We start from the raw sequence: 19,610 nt of genomic DNA, 5'->3' as shown, positions 1-19,610 counted from the left end.
CCCCGGCCAACGATCTGGCTGCGGGCGATGCCCAGCTCATCGGTCAGCAGCTTGCGGATGCGGCGCATCGCAGCGGCCTCGCAGGCCAGGTAAATCCGCGCATCAGGGGCAATCACCGTCCCGCTGCGCAGTGCTTTTTCCAGCGGCAGGCCGGCGGCGCGGTGGTCGGCGCCGCGCGCCAGCCAGACCACCTCCAGCGGGGCGGCACTGTGCAGCGGACGCTGCTCCGCATCGCTGATCACCTCCAGCAGAACCTGGGCACGCGCGTTGGCGGGCAGCGCCGCCAGGATGGTCTCTACCGCCGGCAACGCGCTGTCGTCGGCAATCAGCACGTGCTGCGTGGCGGCCTCCTCCAAGGCGTAACCCGGGCCGGGGCCCATCAAAAACAGCACCTGCCCGACGCTGGCCTGCGCCGCCCAGGACGAAGCCGGCCCTTCGCCATGCAGCACAAAATCCACATCAACTTCCAGCGCCTCGGGGCGCACGGCCAGCGGTGTGTAGGTCCGCATGGACACGGCACGCGGGCCGTCCGGCAGGGGGCGCACCGGCTCGCTCTGTCCCGGCTCGGGAAAGATCAGCTTGATGTAGCTGGCGGGGCCGGCGGGCGCGAAACCTTCGAGTTCCGGGCCGGTCAGCGTGATGCGGCGCATGGCCGGGCTCAGCACCTGCACGCGGCTGACGCGCACGTGGCGCGGCGGGCGGCGTTTGCGCGGAGTCGCCGGGGCGTTCGCGGCGGGGCTGGCATCCTGGGCAGGGTGGGTCAAAGAGAGTCCTTTGGGTGAGATGGGAGGCGGGGAGGGCGGGAGACCGAGTTAATGAGAATAATTGTCATCCAGAATCTACCAGTCCATGACCAGTAGGGCTAATACAGGGTGCCGGGCCAGCTTGGGGCCGGATGGGCAGGGGTGCTTGCCGGGGTGAAGTAAAGTGTCACTTTCCGAGGCTGGCGTTTCCGTTTCCAGATGCAAGCGCCGCCTTTCACATCGCGATCAATTGACTCCCTGACTCCCCATGACCATTTTTGGAACCCCCCTGTCCCCCCATGCCACCAAAGTCATGCTGCTCGGCTCCGGCGAGCTCGGCAAGGAGGTGCTGATTGCGCTGCAGCGCCTGGGCGTGGAAACCACCGCCACCGACCGTTATGACAACGCGCCCGGCCAGCAGGTCGCGCACCATGCGCGCACCATCACCATGAGTGATCCGGCCCAGCTCAAGGCGCTGATCGAAAAGGACAGGCCGCATCTGGTGGTCCCTGAGATCGAGGCCATTGCCACGTCCATGCTGGAAGAGCTCGAAGCGGCCGGCGTGGTGCGGGTGGTGCCTACGGCACGCGCGGCGCGCCTGACGATGGACCGCGAAGGCATTCGCCGGCTCGCCGCCGAAACCCTGGGCTTGCCGACCAGCCCCTATGTGTTTTGCGACTCGCTGGCCGAGCTCCAGGCGGCGATTGATTCGAAAATCGGCTACCCCTGCGTGGTCAAGCCGGTGATGAGTTCGTCCGGCAAGGGCCAAAGCAAGATCAGCGGCCCGGCTGACGTGCAGCAAGCCTGGGACTACGCGATGGCCGGCGGGCGCGTCAGCCATGGCCGTGTCATCGTCGAAGGTTTCATCGACTTTGATTACGAGATCACCCAGCTCACGGTGCGTGCGGTGGGTGCGAATGGGCAGATCGAAACCCATTTTTGCGAGCCTATCGGCCATGTGCAGGTCAGTGGTGACTACGTGGAGAGCTGGCAGCCGCAACCCATGGCGCCCGCTGCGCTGAAGAAAAGCCGCGACATCTGCAAGGCCGTGACCGACAACCTCGGCATCGGCCATGACGGCAAACCGTCCGGCCTGGGCCTGTTCGGCGTCGAGCTTTTTGTCAAGGGCGACGAGATCTGGTTCAGCGAGGTCAGCCCGCGACCGCACGACACCGGCATGGTGACGATGTGTACGCAGTGGCAAAACGAGTTTGAGCTGCACGCGCGCGCCATCCTGGGCCTGCCGGTCAACACCGCGCTCAAAAGCCCGGGGGCGAGCGCTGTGATTTACGGTGGTGTTGATGCGCAGGGCATTGTGTTCGACGGTGTGGCCGAGGCGCTGCGCGTGCCCAATACCGACATCCGCCTGTTCGGCAAACCCGGGAGTTTTGTAAAACGCCGCATGGGCGTGGCGCTCGCCTTCGACGCCGATGTGGAGACTGCGCGGGTCCATGCCAAGTTGGCAGCCTCGCGGGTCAAGCCGCGTACACCCTGAGGAGCGGACCCATGCAGCTTCCTGAACTCACCACACTGCTCAACTGGGCCGACGACTCCTCGCTGCGCCTTTTGCTGGTGGCGTCGCTCGCGGTGGCCCTGGCCTTGCTGGTGCATGCCGTGGGCTCGGCGCTGGTGCTGCGTGCCACGCGTTTCGCGCCGGTGGCTGCGGTGGTGGCGCAGCAGTCCCGGGCTCCGGCGCAGCTGCTGCTGCCGTTAATCGTGCTGCAGGCAGTCTGGCAGGGCGCGCCCGACGAGATTGCCCTGATCGCTGGCGTGCGCCATGCTAATGCGCTGCTTCTGCTGGTGGCGCTGACCTGGCTGGGGATGCGCGCCATCCGCGGCGTGGCCCAGGGCGTCATCGGCCGTCACCCGGTGGATGTCGAGGACAACCTGCAGGCGCGGCGCATCCACACCCAGACCCGCATGCTGGCGCGCACGGCCATGTTCATCGTGCTGCTGGCCGGGCTGGCGCTGATGTTGATGACGTTTCCAGGTGCGAAACAGTTCGGCGCCAGCCTGCTGGCCTCAGCGGGTGTGGTCGGCCTGGTAGTCGGTATCGCGGCGCGGCCCATCTTCAGCAACCTGATCGCCGGCCTGCAGATTGCGCTGGCGCAGCCGATCCGGCTGGACGATGTGCTGATCATCCAGGGCGAGTGGGGCAAGGTCGAGGAGATCACCGGCACCTACGTCGTGCTCAAGATCTGGGACGAACGCCGGCTCATCATCCCGCTGCAGTGGTTCATCGAAAACCCGTTCCAGAACTGGACGCGAAAAAGCGCCAGCATCATCGGCACGGTGTTACTGTGGGTGGACTACCGCATGCCGCTGGAGCCGCTGCGCCAGGCCGCCCAGCGCGCGTGCGAAGCCGCCAGCGAGTGGGACAAGCGGCTGTGCCTGTTGCAGGTGGTGGAGGCGGGGGCGCAAAGCATGCAGCTGCGCGTGCTGGTCACGGCTGGCAATGCCGCCCTGAACTGGGACCTGCGCTGCAAGGTACGCGAAGCCCTGGTGGATTTCATGCAACGCGAGTACCCGCAGCACCTGCCGCTGATGCGCGCCGAGCTGACGCGTGTACCGGAAGAACCCGCGTCGCCCCTGGCTTGACTGGTCGCCGGGGCAACAAGCCAGCCAGCCGCTGCAACAGCGCGATAGCCTGAATTTACAAGAAAAGTGCCTCCAGCCCTTGCTGAATGTGCGCAAGCAGCTATTGAATAAATAGCAAGCTGCAGTTCGGCGCAGAACGTCTACTGAAACGCCACTTCCGAAAAGCTGCGCAGCTTGCGGCTGTGCAGCTGGGTGATGCCCTGCTCGCGCAGCAGTTCGATGGCCCGCATGCCGATACGCAAATGCTGGTCCACACGCTCGCGGTAAAAGTGGTTGGCCATGCCCGGCAGCTTGATCTCGCCGTGCAGCGGCTTGTCGCTGACACACAGCAGCGTGCCGTAGGGCACACGAAAGCGAAAGCCGTTGGCCGCAATCGTGGCGCTTTCCATGTCCAGGGCCACGGCGCGGCTCTGGCTGAAGCGGCGCTGCGGCTGGTTGCCGGGCAGCAGCTCCCAGTTGCGGTTGTCGGTGGAGGCCACGGTGCCGGTGCGCATGATGCGTTTGAGCTCGGGGCCTTGCAGGTGGGTAACATCCTTGACGGCCCGCTCCAGCGCCACCTGGATTTCGGCCAGCGCCGGAATCGGCACCCACAGGGGCAGTTCTTCGTCGAGCACGTGGTCCTCGCGCACATAACCGTGGGCCAGCACGTAGTCGCCGAGCTGCTGGCTGTTGCGCAGGCCGGCGCAGTGGCCCAGCATGATCCACGCGTGCGGGCGCAGCACGGCGATGTGGTCGGTGATGTTTTTGGCGTTGGCCGGGCCGACGCCAATATTGACCATGGTGATGCCGCTTCGGTCGGCCCGCATCAGGTGGTAGGCCGGCATCTGCGGCAGGCGGGGCGGTGCCATGCCGAGTTCGTCGCCGGCCACCGGCGGCAGGCCGGCGCGGCGCGTCACCACGTTGCCGGGTTCGACAAAAGCGACGTACTCGCTGGCAGGGTCTGCCATGGCCGCATGGCCCAGGCGCACAAACTCGTCGATATAGAACTGGTAGTTGGTGTACAGCACAAAGTTCTGGAACCAGTCCGGCGAGGTGCCGGTGTAGTGGCGCAGGCGCTGCAGGGAGTAGTCCACCCGCGCGGCCGTGAACAGCGACAGCGGCTGTGGCTCGCCGGGGCTGGGCTGGTAAGTGCCATTGGCAATGCCGTCGTCCATGGCGGCCAGGTCGGGCAGGTCAAACACGTCGCGCATCAACATGCGGCGCGCGGCGCTCAGGCTGCCTTCGATGTGGTCGTGCTCGGCGAACGAAAAATGCACGGGGATGGGCTGGGTGCTGGTGCCCACTTCCAGTTCCACAGAATGGTTTTGCAGCAGCAGGCGGAACTGTTCCAGGTAGTAGTTGCCGTAGAGGTCGGGCCGGGTCAGGGTGGTCTCGAAGCGGCCAGGGCCGGCGACGAAGCCATAACTGAGCTGGTCAATGTCAGGTGTCTCCAGGATGGCACGCGCCACGGTCTCGGTCTGCACCCGCACAAAGGGGTAACAGGCACGCACATGGCCGGGCAGGGTTTCGCCAGCCACATAGCGGTGCATGGCGCTGCGCAGGTGGGTGATTTGCTGTTCGTAAATCAGTTGCACCTGGGCCAGCGCAGCCGCCGGGTCGGTGTAACGGGTGGGAGCAATAAAAGCAGGCAGATAAGGCATGGGCTTATTGTGCCCCGCTCCCCCAAAACGCGGCTGCTGGCCGTAACTGACACGAAACCGACACATTGCCCCCCTAGATTCAACGGCAATCACCTGGAGAAACCATGGATGCCGCCATTCGAATCAACAGCCTCAGCAAAACCTTTGGAAACGGCCGCAAGGCCCTGCAGCAGATCGACCTGAGCATTGCGCCCGGAGAAATGGTGGCGCTGATCGGCGCTTCCGGTTCCGGAAAATCCACCTTGCTGCGGCATATGGCGGGACTGATGGCGGGCGACGCGGCCGGGCAAGGGTCCATCGTGATCCACGGCAAGACGGTGCAAAGCCACGGAAAAATCGCCTCTAACATCCGCTCGGTTCGCTCCGGTATCGGTTTTGTGTTTCAGCAGTTCAATCTGGTGGGCCGGCTGCCGGTGCTTGTCAATGTGCTGGCCGGCACCCTGCACCGGGTGCCCATGTGGCGCAGCCTGATCCGCTGGTTCACGCCCGAGGAAAAGGCGCGCGGCATCGAAGCCCTGCGCCGTGTCGGTATTGCCGAATGTTTCGCGCAGCGGGCTTCCACGTTGTCGGGTGGCCAGCAGCAGCGTGCGGCGATTGCGCGCGCCATGGTGCAGGGCGCCAAAGTGGTGCTGGCCGATGAGCCAATTGCCTCACTGGACCCGGAGTCCTCGCGCAAGGTCATGGACATCCTGGCCCGCGTCAACCGAGAAGACAAGTGCACCGTGGTGGTCTCGTTGCACCAGGTCAACGTGGCCATGAAGTACTGCGCCCGCACCATCGCCCTGCACCAGGGAAAAGTCGTGTACGACGGCCCGTCCGTCGGCCTGACGCCTGCCGTGCTGCGCGACCTGTATGGCGCTGAAGCCGACGACATCCTGTCCCTGGGCGACGCGATCTCCAGCCTCGAAGACAAGGTCAAACCCGTTCCCCATCTGGCCTGGCCGACGCCCATGGCGCAGGCCGCCTGAGCTCACCTTTCACACAACCTACTCAAGGAAATCACCATGTTCAAGAAACTCATGGGCGGCTTGGTCGCTGCCACTTTGCTAGCCGCCCCGGCCGTCGCCCAAGACCTCAAGGAGGTCAATCTCGGAATTATTTCTACCGAGTCGTCGCAGAACCTGAAGTCTTCCTGGCAGCCCCTGATTGCAGACATGGAGAAAAAGACCGGCTACAAGGTCAATGCCTTCTTTGCGCCCGACTATGCCGGCATCATTGAGGGCATGCGCTTCGGCAAAGTGCACGTGGCCTGGTACGGCAACAAGTCCGCGATGGAAGCCGTGGACCGCGCCGGCGGCGAGGTGTTTGCCCAGATGGTCAACGCTGACGGCACACAGGGCTACTACTCGCATCTGATCGTGCACCAGGACAGCCCGTACAAGACGCTCGACGACGTGCTTAAAAACGCCAAAAACCTGTCCTTCGGCAATGGCGACCCCAACTCGACCTCCGGTTTCCTGGTACCCAGCTATTACGTTTTTGCAAAAAACAAGATTGACGCCAAAACCGCTTTCAAGGTGTCCCGCGGCGCCAACCACGAGACCAACGCGCTGGCAGTGGCCAACAAGCAGGTCGATGTGGCCACCAACAACAGCGAAAACCTGGACAAGATCAAGGACCGCCTGCCCGAAAAGTTCAAGGACATCCGCGTGGTCTGGACCTCACCGCTGATCCCGCTGGACCCGATGGTCATACGCAAGGACTTGCCAGAGCCTGCCAAGCAAAAGATCAAAGACTTCTTCTACGGCTACGGCAAAACCAGCCAGCAGGAAAAAGACGTGCTCATGAGCATATCCAAGCTGTCGGCCTTCAAGCCCTCGACCAACGCGCAATTGATTCCGATCCGCCAGCTTGAACTGTTCAAGGAGCGCAACAAATTCGAGGCTGACGCGAACCTGCCTGGCGCGGAGAAGCAGGCCAAGGTCGCCGAGATTGACCGCAAGCTCGCCGAGCTGACCAAGAACTGAGCACCGGCGTGAGTACCACTGCGCGCCTGCCGGTGCAAACGCCGCCTGCGCTACCGAACATGCCGCGTGCCAGTCTCCTGGGCCTGATGGCCTGGGGCGTGCTGCTCGCGCTGCTGGCGCTGTCCTGGAAGGGCGCCGACATGCGCCCGCTGGACCTGCTGCGCGACTCGGGCAACATGGCCGAGTACGCAGCCAGCTTTTTCCCGCCCAACTTCAGCCAGTGGGAGATGTACCTGCAGGAGATGGTCATCACAGTGCAGATTGCACTGTGGGGTACGGCGCTTGCCGTGGTTTGCGCTGTGCCATTGGCGCTGCTGTCGTCGGCCAATATCGCGCCGGTCTGGGTCCGGCAACCGGTGCGCCGGCTGATGGATGCGGCGCGCGCCATCAACGAGATGGTGTTTGCCATGCTGTTTATCGTCGCCGTGGGGCTGGGCCCCTTCGCTGGCGTGCTGGCGCTGTGGATTCACACCACCGGTATTCTGGCCAAGCTGTTTTCGGAAGCCGTGGAGTCTATCGATCCGCAACCAGTCGAAGGCATACGCGCCACCGGCGCCAACGCGCTTGAGGAAATCCTCTACGGCGTGATACCGCAGGTGCTGCCGTTGTGGATCTCGTACACGCTGTACCGCTTCGAGTCCAATGTGCGCTCCGCCTCGGTGGTTGGCATGGTGGGGGCCGGCGGCATTGGCGTGGTGCTGTGGGAGATCATCCGGGGCTTCCAGTACGCCGAGACCTGCGCGGTGATGATCATCATCGTCGTCACCGTCAGTGTCATTGACCTGATCTCGGCGCGTATCCGCAAAGCGCTCGTTTAGGAGGACAAGCGTGGCACTGACCCTCCATGAGATCACGGAACTGTTCCATGCGAACGGAGCGGTTCAATACGGCTCCGAAGCCGTGACCCAGCAGCAGCATGCGCTGCAGTGCGCGCACCTGGCTGAGCGCGCTGGCGCTTCGCCAGCGTTGGTCGCTGCTGCGTTGCTGCACGACCTGGGACACTTGCTGGCTCCCGCAAGCGCACCTGAATCTGCGGGCACGGACGACTTGCACCAGTTCATGGCGATCCCGTTTTTACGCGGCGTTTTTGGCGAGGCTGTGCTGGCGCCCATCCGCATGCATGTCGATGCCAAGCGCTACCTGTGCCAGGTGGATGGGCTCTATTGGGCGTCGCTGTCGCCAGCCTCCCAGCGCAGCCTGGCACTGCAAGGCGGACCGTTTTCGCAGGAGGAGGCCGCAGCATTTATCAACCAGCCCTTTGCCACTGACGCGGTGGCATTGCGCCGCTGGGACGATGGTGCCAAAGACCCCCAGGCCACGCCCCCAGATTGGGCCCACTATGCTGCGGTCTTGAAAAATTTGCACACTTCTGGCGCCGCCTAACCAGTCAAGTAGTCCGCCAGGCGCTGGCCCGCGACGGCCAGAGCCGCATCGTTGACGATCACGCAGTCGGCCCGCAGGGTGGGCAGGCTTGAGTTGCGGGCCAGCCTCTCGGCCATGGCGCTTTCGACGTCCCTGCCGCGCAGCGCCAGGCGCGCCGCCAGCTGGTGCGCAGCAGCGGTGATTTCCACCACCCGCCGCTCTGGGGAAGGTCCCAGGCCCATGACATGGTCGCGTGAACCGTTGACCACCACCCGGCGGCCGGCCTGTACCTGGTCGGCGTAGTGCCGCGCGATGCCGTAGTAGAACCCGTGCGCCCGCCAGTGCCAGCACAAGCCACCGCTTTGCAGCAGCGCCAGAAAAGCGGACTCGCTCACGGCATCGTGGTCGGAGCCGGGGTGGACGGCGCGTGTGACGATGCGCCGCGCAAACACGATGTCACTGCGCTTGCCCAAAAGCTGGCTGGCCGAGTTGATGACGCTGTCCTTGCCGGCGCCCGAGGGACCGCAGACAAACACCCATGTGACCTTCATGCGTCGCCTCCCTCTGAGCCCGCTGTCAACGGACCAAAAGGTGTCGGCTCCTTGCCGGCATTCGCCTGCTGTCGATCCGCCGCGTCGCCGGGGCCCCTCGCCAGGGGTCTCATACCGTCGCCTCCCGCCAGGTCAACGATCAGCCCGCCAAAAGGCGTCGGCTTCTTGCTGGCATTCGCCTGCTGTCGATCCCCCGCTTCGCCGGGGCCCCTCGCCAGGGGTCTCATGCCAGCAGCCTGACATCGATCAGGCGTTGAAATGGTGCGCCGGGTGACGGCTCGACAAACAGGCAAAGGCGGTCCAGCGCCAGGGGCGCCTCGCTGTTGAGGCGGGCGATGTCGGCGGCGAGGGCGTGATGGACAAGCGGCAGGACAGCAGGCTCCACCGGGCCGGTCAAGGTCAGGTGCAGGCGAAACCTTTCCAGCACATGGGGGTAGCCATGCAGCGCCAGCAGCTCGGCCTCGCGCGCGTCCAGGCCGGCACTGTGGCGCCGCGCCAGTTCTGCTGGCGCCAGCGGCGCGCGCAGGTCGTCGAGTTCAGTCACACAGGCGGCCGCCAGCGCCTGCAGGTTGGCGGCGGGCACTGCGGGTACCAACGCCATAAATTTGCCGAGCGTTGCAAGCTGCAGCGGCTCCAACGACACCGGTGCCAGCGTCTGTGCCAGCCGGCCCAGGCGCGCGATCAGGTCGGCCTCGCGGTGGCCGGCCGACAGGCGAAACGGCGCTTTCAGGGTGGCGTGAAAGCCGTAGCGGCGTGGCGCTGCGGTGATGGCTGCAAGCTCTGCCGCGCTGATGTGCGCCAGAGCCGGCTGCGGCAGCGCTGTGTTGTCGTGTTCGTCGCGGCCCAGCCAGTGCGCGCCGAATTCCCACCACGGTGAATTTTTGGCGGGCGAGAAATAAATGGCGTAACGCGGGGTCACGCACTTTCCCCCGCGTCCTGCCCGGTACCAACCACCAGTTGCACGCGGTCGCCGCAGAAAACCGTCTCACCGTATTTGATGGGGCGTCCTTCCATGTCCACGTCCAGGCACTCGACACACAGCACCGGGCGCGTGGTCGGCTGCTTGAGCAGCCGGGCGGTTTCGTCGGAGGGCATCTGGGTGGTGACGCGGCTTTCGGCGCGTATGTAATCGGCCACACCGAAATGGCGCAGGATGTCGGTGGTGCGTGTGCCGTCGCTCAGCATGTCCAGCAGCCCGTCAAACCGGGCTGCGGGGTAATAGGCCGTGGCCAGCGCAATCGGCTGGTTGTTGGCTTCGTCCAGCATTTCGACCATCAGCACCTTGGCGCTTTTGTCCAGCCGGAGCTCGTGGGCGGCGCGCTCGGGTGCCGGTATTTCACGGGCGGTCAACAACTGCTTGCTGGGTAGCAAGCCCTGCCGCTGCAGGTTTTCGCTGAATCGCGTACGACGCGACAACACGTAGTCAAGCAGCTCGTGCTGAATAAAGGTGCCGCGCCCCGGTTCGACGCGGACCAGACCGTCAACCTGCAGCGCAGCGACCGCCTGGCGCAGCGTGTGGCGGTTCACGCCGAAGCGCTGCGACAGCTCGGCTTCACTGGGAAGTCGGCCGCTGGCGGCAAAGGCGCGGTCGCGGATTTCGGTACTCAGCGTGTCGGCGATCTGCTTCCACACCGCAACGCCGCTGCGCCTTCCCGGCGCGCTGGAGAAAGAGCGTTCGCTTGTCATCATTTGGTCATGTTGTCCGGTTGAACTAGGGTTTTCTGGCACCCGCTGCGGTGTATGGCAGCGATACCTTCAACTCTAGTGACTGATTTAGACATCTGTATGACAAACAGCTCCGTGAATGAAAACAAGTCGGCGCGCACGCGCTGGCTGGGTGTGTTGGCCAGGGCCAGCCGGCCCGAGCTGGAGCAGGCCTTGACTACCCTCGACAACCTGCCTGCCATCGAACATGTCAGGCCGCCCGAGCGGGGCATGGTCATGCTGCGCGGGCGGGTAGGCGGAACCGGTGACGCCTTCAATCTGGGCGAGGCCACCGTTACGCGTTGCGCGTTGCGGGTAGGCGCTGGCGCGCTGGGGGTCGGCTACACGCTGGGGCGTGACCGCCGCAAGGCCGAGCTGGTTGCGCTGTTTGATGCGCTGCTGCAGGACGACACACGGCAACTGCAGCTTGAACGCGAGGTGGTCCAGCCTATGCTGCGCCGACAGGCAGCGGAGCGCGATGCAGCTGGTCGTTCGGCCGCCGAATCCAAAGTCGAATTTTTTACTTTTGTGCGGGGTGAAACATGAGTCCACAACCCATGAGCGCGGGTTTTGCCGACCAGGTGCATGAGGCGCAAGCTGCTTTTCGGGGCGCGCTTGACGCGCTGTCTCGGCCGGGGCAACCTGTGACCGTCGGTCGGCCTGTTGCCGGCCTGGCGCTTGGCCCCGCGATGGCGCACCTGCTGCTTGCGCTGACGGATGACGATACGCCGGTCTGGTGGCAAAACGGTGACCGTGTTGCCGCCGACTGGCTGCGCTTTCATACCGGCGCCACGCCAGCCGCGACGCCACCAGGCGCGGCTTTCGCCGTGATCAGCGAGCCGGCCTTGATGCCGCCGCTGGCTGCCTTTGCAGCCGGTTCACTGGAGTCACCCGAAGACTCGGCCACCTTGCTGATCGAGCTGATCTCGCTGGAGTCCGGTCCTGCCGTGGAGTGGCACGGCCCCGGCATCCGCAACAAGCAGACGGTCCGGCTGGCCGGACTGCCCGACGGGTTCTGGGCCGACTGGCAAGCCAACCATGCGTCTTTTCCTCAGGGAGTTGACATTGTGTTTACCTGCGCGGGCACCGCGCTGGGTTTGCCGCGCACGACCCGCGTTCGGCGCGTGGAGGGTATCTAGCATGTATGTTGCAGTCAAGGGCGGCGCTGCCGCCATCGAAGCTTCCTGGCGCCTGCTGGATGCGCAGCGCCGCGGCGACACCTCGGTGCCGCCACTGTCGGTGGCGCAGATCCGCGAGCAACTGCCGCTCGCGGTAGACCGCGTGATGTCGGAGGGCTCGCTCTGCGACCCGGAGCTGGCGGCGCTGGCCATCAAGCAAGCCAGTGGTGACCTGATCGAGGCGATTTTTCTGCTGCGTGCCTACCGGACCACCCTGCCGCGCTTCGGCTACAGCCTGCCCATGGACACTGCGCGCATGCAGCTGTCGCGCCGGGTGTCGGCCACCTTCAAGGACGTGCCGGGCGGTCAAGTGCTGGGCGCCACCTACGACTACACCCAGCGCCTGCTCGACTTTGCCTTGCTCGCAGAAGGAGGCGCTGAGGGCGAGCGGGAAGCGTTACAGGAGCCACCAGCATCGGGGCAGGGCATGCCGGCCAGCATGCCGCGTATCAACGAGTTGATGGCGCGTGAGGGGTTGATGGAAACGCCGCAGCCCACATCGCAGGCTGAGCCCGGCGACCTGACGCGCGATCCGCTGATGTTTCCGGCGGACAGGCCGCTGCGCCTGCAGGCGCTGGCGCGTGGTGACGAAGGCTGGCTGCTGGCCCTGGGTTATTCAACCCAGCGCGGTTATGCCAACAGCCATCCGTTTGCCGGTGAAATCCGGCGCGGCAAGGTGGCGGTGGAAATCATGGCTGATGAACTCGGTTTTGCGATTGACATCGGCGATGTCGAGGTGACCGAGTGCCAGATGATCAACCAGTTTGCCGGCAACCGCGAGCACCCGCCCCAGTTCACGCAGGGCTACGGCCTGGCTTTTGGCGGCGCGGAACGCAAGAGCATGGCCATGGCGCTGGTGGACAGGGCGCTGCGCGCCAGCGAGCTGGGCGAGCTGGCTACCTCGCCCGCGCAGGACGAGGAGTTTGTGCTGTCGCATGCGGACAGCCTCGAAGCCTCAGGTTTTGTGCAGCACCTGAAGCTGCCGCATTACGTGGACTTCCAGTCCGAGCTGGAGCTGGTGCGCAAGCTGCGTGCCGCCCACGCGCAGGACCAACAGGCCAACAAGGACGGCGGACCAGCCGGCTCCCGCACAGCGGCGGCGATACAGAAAGCAGCATGATGGACGAAAACTACAACTTCGGCTTTCTCGACGAGCGCACCAAGAAGATGATCCGCCGCGCCATGCTCAAGGCCGTCGCGATTCCCGGCTACCAGGTGCCCTTCGGCTCGCGCGAGATGCCTTTTGCTTACGGCTGGGGCACAGGCGGCGTGCAGGTCACGGCCAGCGTCATCGGGCGCAGCGACGTGCTCAAGGTGATCGACCAGGGTGCGGATGACACCACTAACGCGGTCAACATCCGGCGCTTTTTTGCGCGCACCACCGGTGTGGCGACCACCGAAAAAACCGCGCAGGCCAGCATCATCCAGACCCGCCACCGCATCCCGGAAACCGCCCTGAAGGAGGGGCAGATCCTGGTGTTCCAGGTGCCCATGCCCGAGCCGCTGTTTCGCCTGGAGCCGCGTCGCCGCGAAACCATCACCATGCATGCGCTGGCCGAATACGGCCTGATGAATGTCAAGCTTTACGAGGACATTGCCCAACTCGGGGCCATCTCCAAAACCTACGACTACCCGGTGCTGGTCAACGAGCGTTACCTGACCTCGCCCTCGCCGATACCCAAGTTCGACAACCCCAAGATGCACATGAACCCGGCTCTGCAGCTGTTTGGGGCTGGCCGGGAAAAACGCATTTACGCCATCCCGCCCTACACCGCCGTGCGCAGCCTGGACTTCGAGGACCACCCTTTCGAGGTGCAGCGTTGGGAGCATGCCTGCGCGCTGTGCGGTGCTGCCGACAGTTTTCTCGATGAAATGATTGTGGACGACGAAGGCAGCCGCCTGTTCGTCTGCTCGGACAGCGATTTCTGCGGCGAGCGCCGTGACTCGGGGCATTGCGGTACGCAGCAGGCGGTACACATGCCCGATGTCATGGTGCAGGCCAGTGCGGAGGGTGCACGATGAGCAGCGATCTTCTCTTGTCCGTGCGCGGCGCCGGCAAGCAGTTCATGCAGGGCAACCGGCTGCGCTGGGCTTGCCGCGACGTGAGTTTTGAGCTTTATCCCGGCGAGGTGCTGGCGGTGGTTGGCGAGTCCGGCTCCGGCAAGTCCACCTTGCTGCGCCTGCTGGCCGCCCGGCTGGCCTGCGATGAGGGCTCGGTGCATTACGACGTGCGTGACGAGACGGGCGCCGCCGGTGCCGCACCGGCACGCAGCGAAGCCGGGCTGGTGAATCTGGCAGATTTGTCCGAGGCGCGCCTGCGCTGGCTGGCCCGCACCGACTGGGGGTTTGTCGAGCAACATGCCCGCGACGGTTTGCGCATGAACGTGTCAGGCGGCGCCAACATCGGCGAACGCATGATGGCCCTGGGCAGCCGCCACTACGGAAAGCTGCGCGGCCAGGCGCTGAGCTGGATGGAGCGCGTCGAGCTGGACGTGGATCGTATCGATGACCTGCCGGGTACATACTCTGGTGGTATGCAGCAACGGCTGCAGATTGCCCGCAACCTGGTGACCCATCCGCGCTTGGTGTTCATGGACGAGCCGACCACCGGGCTCGATGTTTCCGTGCAGGCAAGGTTGCTGGACCTGTTGCGCGAGCTGGTGGACCAGCTCCAGCTGGCGGCCGTGATCGTGACGCACGACCTGGCCGTTGCCCGCCTGCTGGCGCACCGCATGCTGGTCATGAAAGACGGACAGGTGGTCGAGCAGGGGCTGACCGACCGCGTGCTGGACGACCCGCAGCATGCCTACACGCAGTTGCTGGTCTCCTCGGTCCTCACGCCCTGAGTCCTGCCTTCCTGCCATCCTGTTTTCTCCGTCAATATTCAACACATGATTGCCCATGACCGCCTTGCTTGAAACCAACCGGCTATCCAAGACCTTCACCTTGCACGGACGCGGCGGACTCGAGTTGCCCGTTTTTTCCGGCATCGACCTGAAAGTCGCCGCCGGCGAATGCCTGGCGCTCACCGGCCATTCGGGCAGCGGTAAAAGCTCGCTGCTGCGCTGCCTGTACGGCAACTATGGCGCCAGCGCCGGCGAGGTGCGTGTGCGCCACGACGGGCAGTGGGTGAGCTTGTCGAACGCCGCACCGCGCGAGGTGCTGGACGTGCGCCGCCGCACCTTGGGTTATGTGTCGCAGTTTTTGCGCGTGATTCCGCGCGTCTCGACCCTGGACATCGTGGCCGAACCGCTGCGCAGGCTCGGCGTGGCGGCCGACGCCGCGCGGGCCGAGGCGGCGCAGTGGCTGGCCCGACTGAATCTGCATGAGCGCCTGTGGCATTTGCCGCCTGCAACCTTTTCAGGCGGCGAGCAACAGCGGGTCAACATTGCCCATGGCCTGATCGCCAGCCAGCCGGTACTGCTGCTCGACGAGCCGACCGCATCGCTGGACGCCGATAATCGCCGCGTGGTGATGGAGCTGATCTGGGCCGCGCGGGACCGCGGCGCCGCCATTGTCGGCATCTTTCACGACGATGAAGTACGCGAAGCCGTGGCCAGCCGCTGCTTTGATGTCGAACAACATCGCCCATCCCATTGAACTGGAACCTGTCCATGACTCAACGCATCATCAAGAACGCACGCATCGTCACCGCCAACGAAGAATTCACCGGCTGCATGGTGGTCGAAGGTGGAGTCATCCGCTCCATCGACCATGGCGACACCTCGGTCCCTGGTGTGGAGGACTGGGCCGGCGACTGGTTGCTGCCCGGCCTGGTCGAGCTGCACACCGACAACCTTGAAAAACACCTGGTGCCGCGCCCCGGTGTGCTGTGGAACGCGCATTCGGCCACTGTGATGCACGATGCGCTGTGCGCGGCGGCCGGCATCACTACCGTGCTTGACTCCATCGTGATTGGCGACATGGACCGGGGTGGCGCCCGCAGCCAGACTCAGCATGTCTCCATCCAGGCGCTGCACGAGTGCCGGGGCGAGGGTCTGTTGCGCGTCGACCACTTGCTGCACCTGCGCTGCGAGATCTCGGCGCCCGACATTGTCGAGGTCTTCGAGCGTTACGCCGACGATTCGCTGCTGGAACTGGTCAGTGTGATGGACCACACGCCGGGCCAGCGGCAGTGGCGCGACCTCACCAAATACCGGCGCTATTCCGAGCGTTACGGCCGTTTTGACGATGCGCAGTACGAGGCGCTGGTGGCAGAACTCACGGCGCATCAGCTGCGTTATGCCATTCCCAACCGCGCCGCCGTGATCGCCGCCAGCCATGCGCGGGGCGTACCGCTGGCCAGCCACGACGACACGGAAATCGAACATGTCGAACAGGCCAGCGATGAGAACATCGCCATCTCCGAATTCCCGACTACCGTGGTGGCGGCGCAGGCGGCGCGTGACGCGGGCATTGCCATCGTCATGGGCGGTCCCAACCTCGTCAAGGGCGGCTCGCATTCGGGCAACGTGTCGGCTTTGGAGCTGGCCCAACTGGATCTGCTGGACATTTTTTCGTCCGACTACGTGCCGGCCAGCCTGCTGCAGTCGGCTTTTCTGCTCCACGAAGCTGCGGGCTGGAGCCTGCCCAAAGCCGTCAAGTCGGTGACCCGCAACCCGGCGCACGCCATCGGCCTGACGGACCGCGGTGAACTCGCGCCTGGCCTGCGTGCCGACTTGATCCGCGTGCGCAAGAGCGGCGGCATGCCCATCGTGCGCGGCGCCTGGCACCTGGGCGAACGGGCTTTCTGACGGGTCTGGCGCTGACCTGTGTCAGTCGGCGGCCTACACGAGGTCTGGCTGCCCGCTGACTGGCCCAAATTTGCTGGCGCTCCTACAGTCACAGCCATCTGCCAAGCCTGTGCCACGGAACCCTTCAAGGAGCTGCCATGAGAGTTGATGCCCGCCTCGCCAACCCCTTTGCGCTGATACTGGCGCCCCAACAGGTGCTTGAGGCGATGGAGAAGTCTGATTCGCTGCGGCGGCTGCAACACCAGATGTTTCACCCGCTGGACTGCCGACCCGCTTTTCAGGGCGATGCGGAACTCGCCGCCTTTGATGCGGCGATTGAACGCGCCAGCCTGCTCCTTCCCGAATCGGGGAGCGCACCACCGGCGTGACGACCGGGTGGATCAGGGCGCACGCGCCGGCTCTTTCATCGGCTCCCGCATCGTGACAAACTCCTCCGCCCCCGTCGGGTGGATGCCGATGGTGCTGTCGAAAATAGCCTTGGTTGCACCGGCCTTCATCGCCACCGCAAAACCCTGGACCACCTCGCCTGCGTCGGCTCCCACCATGTGCAGGCCGACCACGCGGTCCGAGGCGTCATCGACCACCAGCTTCATCAGCGTGCGCTCGGTGCTGCCGCTCAGGGTGTGTTTGAGTGCCTTGAACTCGCTGCGGTAGATGCTGACCTTGCCAAATTCCTTGCGCGCATCGGTTTCCGAATAACCGACGGTGCCAATGTTCGGGTGGGTGAACACGGCGGTCGGGATGAAGTCGTAACTCATCTGGCGCGGCTTCTTGCCGGCTGCGGCGCCAAACAGGTGGTCCACTACCACCATCGCCTCGCCCAGCGCCACGGGGGTCAGCTGGATGCGTGCGGTCACGTCGCCCAGGGCGTAAATCGACGGTACCGAGGTCTGGTAGTGGGCATTGACCTCTATCGCGCCCTTGTGGTTCAGCGAGACGCCTGCGTTTTCCAGGCCCAGGCCGGCCACGTTGGGCAGGCGGCCGGTGGCGTACAGCACGGCGTCTACCGTGGTGCTGCTGCCGTCCTGCAGTTGCACGTGTAGCCCGTCTGCCGCCTTGCTGATGCTCGCTACATCGGCGTGAAGCCGCAAGTCCACGCCGGTCTTGATCATCTCTGCGGCCACGAAGGCCCGCACTTCCGCGTCGAAGCCGCGCAGCACCTGGGCGCCGCGGTAAAGCTGGGTGACCTTTGAACCCAGGCCGTTGAAGATAGAGGCAAATTCGCAGGCGATGTAGCCGCCGCCCACCACCAGCAGGCGCGCGGGGAAAGGATCGATGTCGAAAATCTGGTCTGAGGTGATGACCAGTTCTCGGCCTGTCACCTCGGGCAGGCTGGGCCGGCCGCCGGTGGCGATCAGGATGTGTTTGGCGGTGTAGCGGCTGCCTTCCACCTCCACCGAGTGGGCGTCGGCCAGTGTGGCCCAGCCCTCAATGATCTTGACGCCTGAGCCCAGGAGCAGCTGGTTGTACACGCCGTTAAGGCGCGAGATTTCCAGTGACCGGTTGGTCTTGAGCCGCTCCCAGTTGAACACCGGCGCTTCGCCGGTCCAGCCGAAGCCGCGCGATTCTTCAAAGGCCTCGGCATAGTGCGCCGCGTAGCTGTAAAGCTTTTTGGGGATGCAGCCGACGTTGACGCAGGTGCCGCCCATGGCGGCCACCTCGGCCAGTGCCACACGTACACCGCCCTGCGCGGCCATGCGAGCGGCGCGCACGCCCCCGCTGCCGCCGCCAATGACGAAGAGGTCAAAGTCAAAAGTCTGCATGTGCTGTCATCCTTGGAAAGAGATGGCGCTGACCTTACCACCGGTCCGCGTTCACTGCCCTGAGGGGGTTACCCTTTGGGGCGCGCCTGGCTCGCCCGGATCGAGGCGATGCCGCGGTTTGTGCCCATGGTCAAAACGCCAGTGGGGCTGGCCACATGACTGCACCGGCCTTTCACGCGGGGGAGCGGGCGGTGCAGATCCGCGTGGGCGTGCAAGCGCGCATGGCGCAGCTCGGCCCGCGCGTTATCCGCGATTTCATGCCAGACGGGCACTGCGAGTTTTTTGCCCCGCTTCCTTTTGTGATTATTTGAGGTCGCATTGAGCCAGAGTTTTGGCAACTACCCCAAATACATCCAGGCCGGGCTGGCGGGCAGCGTGGATGTGTCTCACCGCAGCGGCAAGCCCGGCTTTGTGCGGGTGGACGCCGGTGGCGTGTAGACCATGCCTGATTTTGCGGGCAATTTTTTCTTCAACACCCTGGGCAATATCGCCATCAATCCCCGCGCCAGCCTGTTGTTCATCGACTTTGCAAATGGCGACTTGCTGTATTTGGCGGTGACGGCGGCGATCGTCTGGGACGGTCCCGAGCTGCAAGCCTTTGCCGGTGCGCAGCGCTTGCTGAGGGTCAGAGTGCAGACGGCCAGACGGTTGCAGGCCGCGCTGCCTTTGCGCTGGGGCGCTGCGCAGCTGTCACCCGCGCTGGTACACACCGGTGCGTGGACGCAGCCCACTACCAGCGTTTCAGGGAAGGGCTGAACAAGTCTCCTCTGCGCGCAATCAGCCGGGCTCGGGCGGCTTGCTGGATTTGATCAACGCGTTACTAAAGTCGTCAACACGCTGAATGGCCGTCTGGTATCAACAGTAGCCTGGTTCGTGCCCGGGGCTGCTTCTGGCAGATTCCGGACTGTCAGAGCAAGGCTGTGGATTCACACTGCGGGCTATCAGCAGTCGGTCGCGAAGGCAGCTAACTGGCAGCCACTTGTGAAGCCATCGCCTTGTCAAAGTCAACTCATTCAAGCGTACTGGCCTCCTCTAGCTACATTGAGAGGTCACTGCTTCGTCATGCCATCGCGATGAGTATGACCCGCCATTGCGTCCTTGCCATGGTCTGAGAGCTGCGCGTCAAACCACTTGTGCAGTGCTGCCACGAGGCTCACATCCGATGTTGTGTAAGTCAATTGAGCCCCGCCTTTCACCTCTTTGTAGTCGATTGCGATCTGCCTTGGCTTGGATGCTTTTAGATCGGCCAGGCCTGGCATGTCTTGCCCGTGTATATGGGACGGTCCGGAGAAGTCACCCTTCAGGAATTGATCCCGAATCTCTTGCAGGTGTTGCCTGGTCTTCTTGACT

20 protein-coding genes and 3 pseudogenes are annotated in these 19,610 nt (G+C 64.5%); 16 read left to right on the top strand and 7 right to left on the bottom strand.

Annotated features, from left to right (window positions below; all coding sequences use genetic code 11):
- A partial coding sequence (locus tag ACESMT_RS04020; RefSeq protein WP_372825283.1) for a siderophore-interacting protein occupies nucleotides 1–764 on the bottom strand: 764 nt, incomplete at its 3' end.
- 247 nt (nucleotides 765–1,011) lie between these two features.
- Here ACESMT_RS04020 and purT point away from each other — a divergent pair.
- Together purT and ACESMT_RS04010 are read left to right on the top strand one after the other, a co-directional pair.
- Nucleotides 1,012–2,238 (top strand): formate-dependent phosphoribosylglycinamide formyltransferase, encoded by a 1,227-nt coding sequence (purT, locus tag ACESMT_RS04015; RefSeq protein ID WP_372825282.1) that lies wholly within the window; start codon nucleotides 1,012–1,014, stop codon nucleotides 2,236–2,238.
- An 11-nt stretch (nucleotides 2,239–2,249) separates the two neighbouring features.
- Nucleotides 2,250–3,341 carry a mechanosensitive ion channel family protein gene (locus ACESMT_RS04010; protein ID WP_372825281.1) on the top strand — a complete coding sequence of 364 codons (1,092 nt, stop codon included), beginning with the start codon at nucleotides 2,250–2,252 and terminating at the stop codon, nucleotides 3,339–3,341.
- A gap of 140 nt (nucleotides 3,342–3,481) precedes the next feature.
- Here the strand turns inward: ACESMT_RS04010 and ACESMT_RS04005 are convergent, their stop codons facing one another.
- Nucleotides 3,482–4,981, bottom strand: a complete 1,500-nt coding sequence (locus ACESMT_RS04005) for an AMP nucleosidase (protein ID WP_372825280.1) — start codon at nucleotides 4,979–4,981, stop codon at nucleotides 3,482–3,484.
- Between the two features lie 104 nt (nucleotides 4,982–5,085).
- On the opposite strand from ACESMT_RS04005, the gene phnC reads away from it, so the two are divergent.
- From phnC to ACESMT_RS03985, 4 genes are read left to right on the top strand one after another with little or no spacing between them, the layout of a single operon-like run.
- Entirely contained in the window at nucleotides 5,086–5,949 is an 864-nt protein-coding gene (gene phnC, locus ACESMT_RS04000) for a phosphonate ABC transporter ATP-binding protein (RefSeq protein ID WP_372825279.1), read from the top strand.
- A 36-nt stretch (nucleotides 5,950–5,985) separates the two neighbouring features.
- A complete protein-coding gene (gene phnD, locus ACESMT_RS03995) occupies nucleotides 5,986–6,948 on the top strand; it encodes a phosphonate ABC transporter substrate-binding protein (protein ID WP_372825278.1) in 963 nt (320 codons plus the stop codon).
- Between the two features lie 59 nt (nucleotides 6,949–7,007).
- Nucleotides 7,008–7,766, top strand: coding sequence for a phosphonate ABC transporter, permease protein PhnE (phnE, locus tag ACESMT_RS03990; protein WP_372825284.1), 759 nt, complete (start codon nucleotides 7,008–7,010; stop codon nucleotides 7,764–7,766).
- A gap of 10 nt (nucleotides 7,767–7,776) precedes the next feature.
- The gene (locus ACESMT_RS03985; protein WP_372825277.1) at nucleotides 7,777–8,331 is read left to right on the top strand and encodes a phosphonate degradation HD-domain oxygenase; all 555 of its coding nucleotides are present in this window, start codon (nucleotides 7,777–7,779) and stop codon (nucleotides 8,329–8,331) included.
- Here ACESMT_RS03985 and ACESMT_RS03980 read toward each other — a convergent pair.
- The 3 genes from ACESMT_RS03980 to phnF form a co-directional block, all read right to left on the bottom strand.
- Nucleotides 8,328–8,861 carry a phosphonate metabolism protein/1,5-bisphosphokinase (PRPP-forming) PhnN gene (locus ACESMT_RS03980; RefSeq protein ID WP_372825276.1) on the bottom strand — a complete coding sequence of 178 codons (534 nt, stop codon included), beginning with the start codon at nucleotides 8,859–8,861 and terminating at the stop codon, nucleotides 8,328–8,330. The two genes, ACESMT_RS03985 and ACESMT_RS03980, sit on opposite strands and share 4 nt — an antisense overlap.
- A 223-nt stretch (nucleotides 8,862–9,084) precedes the next feature.
- Nucleotides 9,085–9,780: a DUF1045 domain-containing protein gene (locus ACESMT_RS03975; RefSeq protein ID WP_372825275.1), complete on the bottom strand. Its 696-nt coding sequence runs from the start codon at nucleotides 9,778–9,780 to the stop codon at nucleotides 9,085–9,087.
- Nucleotides 9,777–10,547 (bottom strand): phosphonate metabolism transcriptional regulator PhnF, encoded by a 771-nt coding sequence (gene phnF / locus ACESMT_RS03970; RefSeq protein WP_372825274.1) that lies wholly within the window; start codon nucleotides 10,545–10,547, stop codon nucleotides 9,777–9,779. Before phnF ends, ACESMT_RS03975 begins: the two co-directional genes overlap by 4 nt.
- Before the next feature lie 99 nt (nucleotides 10,548–10,646).
- Here phnF and phnG point away from each other — a divergent pair, with 99 nt between their 5' ends.
- From phnG to ACESMT_RS03930, 8 genes are all read left to right on the top strand, one after another.
- Nucleotides 10,647–11,111 (top strand): phosphonate C-P lyase system protein PhnG, encoded by a 465-nt coding sequence (phnG, locus tag ACESMT_RS03965; protein WP_372825273.1) that lies wholly within the window; start codon nucleotides 10,647–10,649, stop codon nucleotides 11,109–11,111.
- Entirely contained in the window at nucleotides 11,108–11,704 is a 597-nt protein-coding gene (gene phnH, locus ACESMT_RS03960) for a phosphonate C-P lyase system protein PhnH (RefSeq protein ID WP_372825272.1), read from the top strand. Before phnG ends, phnH begins: the two co-directional genes overlap by 4 nt.
- A gap of 1 nt (nucleotide 11,705) precedes the next feature.
- Nucleotides 11,706–12,863 (top strand): carbon-phosphorus lyase complex subunit PhnI, encoded by a 1,158-nt coding sequence (locus tag ACESMT_RS03955; RefSeq protein ID WP_372825271.1) that lies wholly within the window; start codon nucleotides 11,706–11,708, stop codon nucleotides 12,861–12,863.
- A complete protein-coding gene (locus ACESMT_RS03950) occupies nucleotides 12,860–13,765 on the top strand; it encodes an alpha-D-ribose 1-methylphosphonate 5-phosphate C-P-lyase PhnJ (RefSeq protein ID WP_372825270.1) in 906 nt (301 codons plus the stop codon). The genes ACESMT_RS03955 and ACESMT_RS03950 overlap by 4 nt, the downstream gene beginning before the upstream one ends.
- Nucleotides 13,762–14,589 (top strand): phosphonate C-P lyase system protein PhnK, encoded by an 828-nt coding sequence (gene phnK, locus ACESMT_RS03945; protein ID WP_372825269.1) that lies wholly within the window; start codon nucleotides 13,762–13,764, stop codon nucleotides 14,587–14,589. Before ACESMT_RS03950 ends, phnK begins: the two co-directional genes overlap by 4 nt.
- Before the next feature lie 55 nt (nucleotides 14,590–14,644).
- Entirely contained in the window at nucleotides 14,645–15,343 is a 699-nt protein-coding gene (phnL, locus tag ACESMT_RS03940; protein WP_372825268.1) for a phosphonate C-P lyase system protein PhnL, read from the top strand.
- A gap of 14 nt (nucleotides 15,344–15,357) precedes the next feature.
- Complete coding sequence (locus tag ACESMT_RS03935; RefSeq protein WP_372825267.1) at nucleotides 15,358–16,497, top strand: alpha-D-ribose 1-methylphosphonate 5-triphosphate diphosphatase; 1,140 nt, start codon at nucleotides 15,358–15,360, stop codon at nucleotides 16,495–16,497.
- Nucleotides 16,498–16,634: 137 nt separating this feature from the next.
- Nucleotides 16,635–16,865, top strand: coding sequence for a hypothetical protein (locus tag ACESMT_RS03930; RefSeq protein ID WP_372825266.1), 231 nt, complete (start codon nucleotides 16,635–16,637; stop codon nucleotides 16,863–16,865).
- A gap of 12 nt (nucleotides 16,866–16,877) precedes the next feature.
- On the opposite strand, the gene gorA is transcribed toward ACESMT_RS03930, so the two are convergent.
- Nucleotides 16,878–18,260 (bottom strand): glutathione-disulfide reductase, encoded by a 1,383-nt coding sequence (gene gorA / locus ACESMT_RS03925; RefSeq protein ID WP_372825265.1) that lies wholly within the window; start codon nucleotides 18,258–18,260, stop codon nucleotides 16,878–16,880.
- A 69-nt stretch (nucleotides 18,261–18,329) separates the two neighbouring features.
- Here gorA and ACESMT_RS03920 point away from each other — a divergent pair.
- Both ACESMT_RS03920 and ACESMT_RS03915 read left to right on the top strand, forming a co-directional pair.
- Nucleotides 18,330–18,419: pseudogene (locus tag ACESMT_RS03920) on the top strand (glutathione S-transferase); the annotation flags it as partial.
- Nucleotides 18,416–19,016 (top strand): annotated as a pseudogene (locus ACESMT_RS03915) (pyridoxamine 5'-phosphate oxidase family protein). The pseudogenes ACESMT_RS03920 and ACESMT_RS03915, both read left to right, overlap by 4 nt.
- A gap of 293 nt (nucleotides 19,017–19,309) precedes the next feature.
- On the opposite strand, the pseudogene ACESMT_RS03910 reads toward ACESMT_RS03915, so the two are convergent.
- Nucleotides 19,310–19,610, bottom strand: a pseudogene (locus ACESMT_RS03910) (aspartate carbamoyltransferase); the annotation flags it as partial.

The organism is Polaromonas sp. (assembly GCF_041689105.1).
In the GTDB taxonomy this organism is placed as follows: domain Bacteria; phylum Pseudomonadota; class Gammaproteobacteria; order Burkholderiales; family Burkholderiaceae_C; genus Polaromonas.
The sequence above is the reverse complement of the archived record's forward strand: the minus strand, read 5'-3'. Positions and strand labels throughout refer to the sequence as shown.

Bases quoted from the DNA above. Each gene is read 5' to 3' on its own strand.
- ACESMT_RS04005 (WP_372825280.1), bottom strand. From the start codon at position 4,981: ATGCCTTATCTGCCTGCTTTTATTGCTCCCACCCGTTACACCGACCCG.
- ACESMT_RS03980 (WP_372825276.1), bottom strand. From the start codon at position 8,861: ATGAAGGTCACATGGGTGTTTGTCTGCGGTCCCTCGGGCGCCGGCAAG.
- phnH (WP_372825272.1), top strand. From the start codon at position 11,108: ATGAGTCCACAACCCATGAGCGCGGGTTTTGCCGACCAGGTGCATGAG.
- ACESMT_RS03930 (WP_372825266.1), top strand. From the start codon at position 16,635: ATGAGAGTTGATGCCCGCCTCGCCAACCCCTTTGCGCTGATACTGGCG.
- phnK (WP_372825269.1), top strand. From the start codon at position 13,762: ATGAGCAGCGATCTTCTCTTGTCCGTGCGCGGCGCCGGCAAGCAGTTC.
- phnD (WP_372825278.1), top strand. From the start codon at position 5,986: ATGTTCAAGAAACTCATGGGCGGCTTGGTCGCTGCCACTTTGCTAGCC.
- ACESMT_RS03935 (WP_372825267.1), top strand. From the start codon at position 15,358: ATGACTCAACGCATCATCAAGAACGCACGCATCGTCACCGCCAACGAA.
- ACESMT_RS03955 (WP_372825271.1), top strand. From the start codon at position 11,706: ATGTATGTTGCAGTCAAGGGCGGCGCTGCCGCCATCGAAGCTTCCTGG.
- phnC (WP_372825279.1), top strand. From the start codon at position 5,086: ATGGATGCCGCCATTCGAATCAACAGCCTCAGCAAAACCTTTGGAAAC.
- phnF (WP_372825274.1), bottom strand. From the start codon at position 10,547: ATGACAAGCGAACGCTCTTTCTCCAGCGCGCCGGGAAGGCGCAGCGGC.
- phnL (WP_372825268.1), top strand. From the start codon at position 14,645: ATGACCGCCTTGCTTGAAACCAACCGGCTATCCAAGACCTTCACCTTG.
- phnE (WP_372825284.1), top strand. From the start codon at position 7,008: ATGCCGCGTGCCAGTCTCCTGGGCCTGATGGCCTGGGGCGTGCTGCTC.
- gorA (WP_372825265.1), bottom strand. From the start codon at position 18,260: ATGCAGACTTTTGACTTTGACCTCTTCGTCATTGGCGGCGGCAGCGGG.
- ACESMT_RS03950 (WP_372825270.1), top strand. From the start codon at position 12,860: ATGATGGACGAAAACTACAACTTCGGCTTTCTCGACGAGCGCACCAAG.
- phnG (WP_372825273.1), top strand. From the start codon at position 10,647: ATGACAAACAGCTCCGTGAATGAAAACAAGTCGGCGCGCACGCGCTGG.
- ACESMT_RS04010 (WP_372825281.1), top strand. From the start codon at position 2,250: ATGCAGCTTCCTGAACTCACCACACTGCTCAACTGGGCCGACGACTCC.
- purT (WP_372825282.1), top strand. From the start codon at position 1,012: ATGACCATTTTTGGAACCCCCCTGTCCCCCCATGCCACCAAAGTCATG.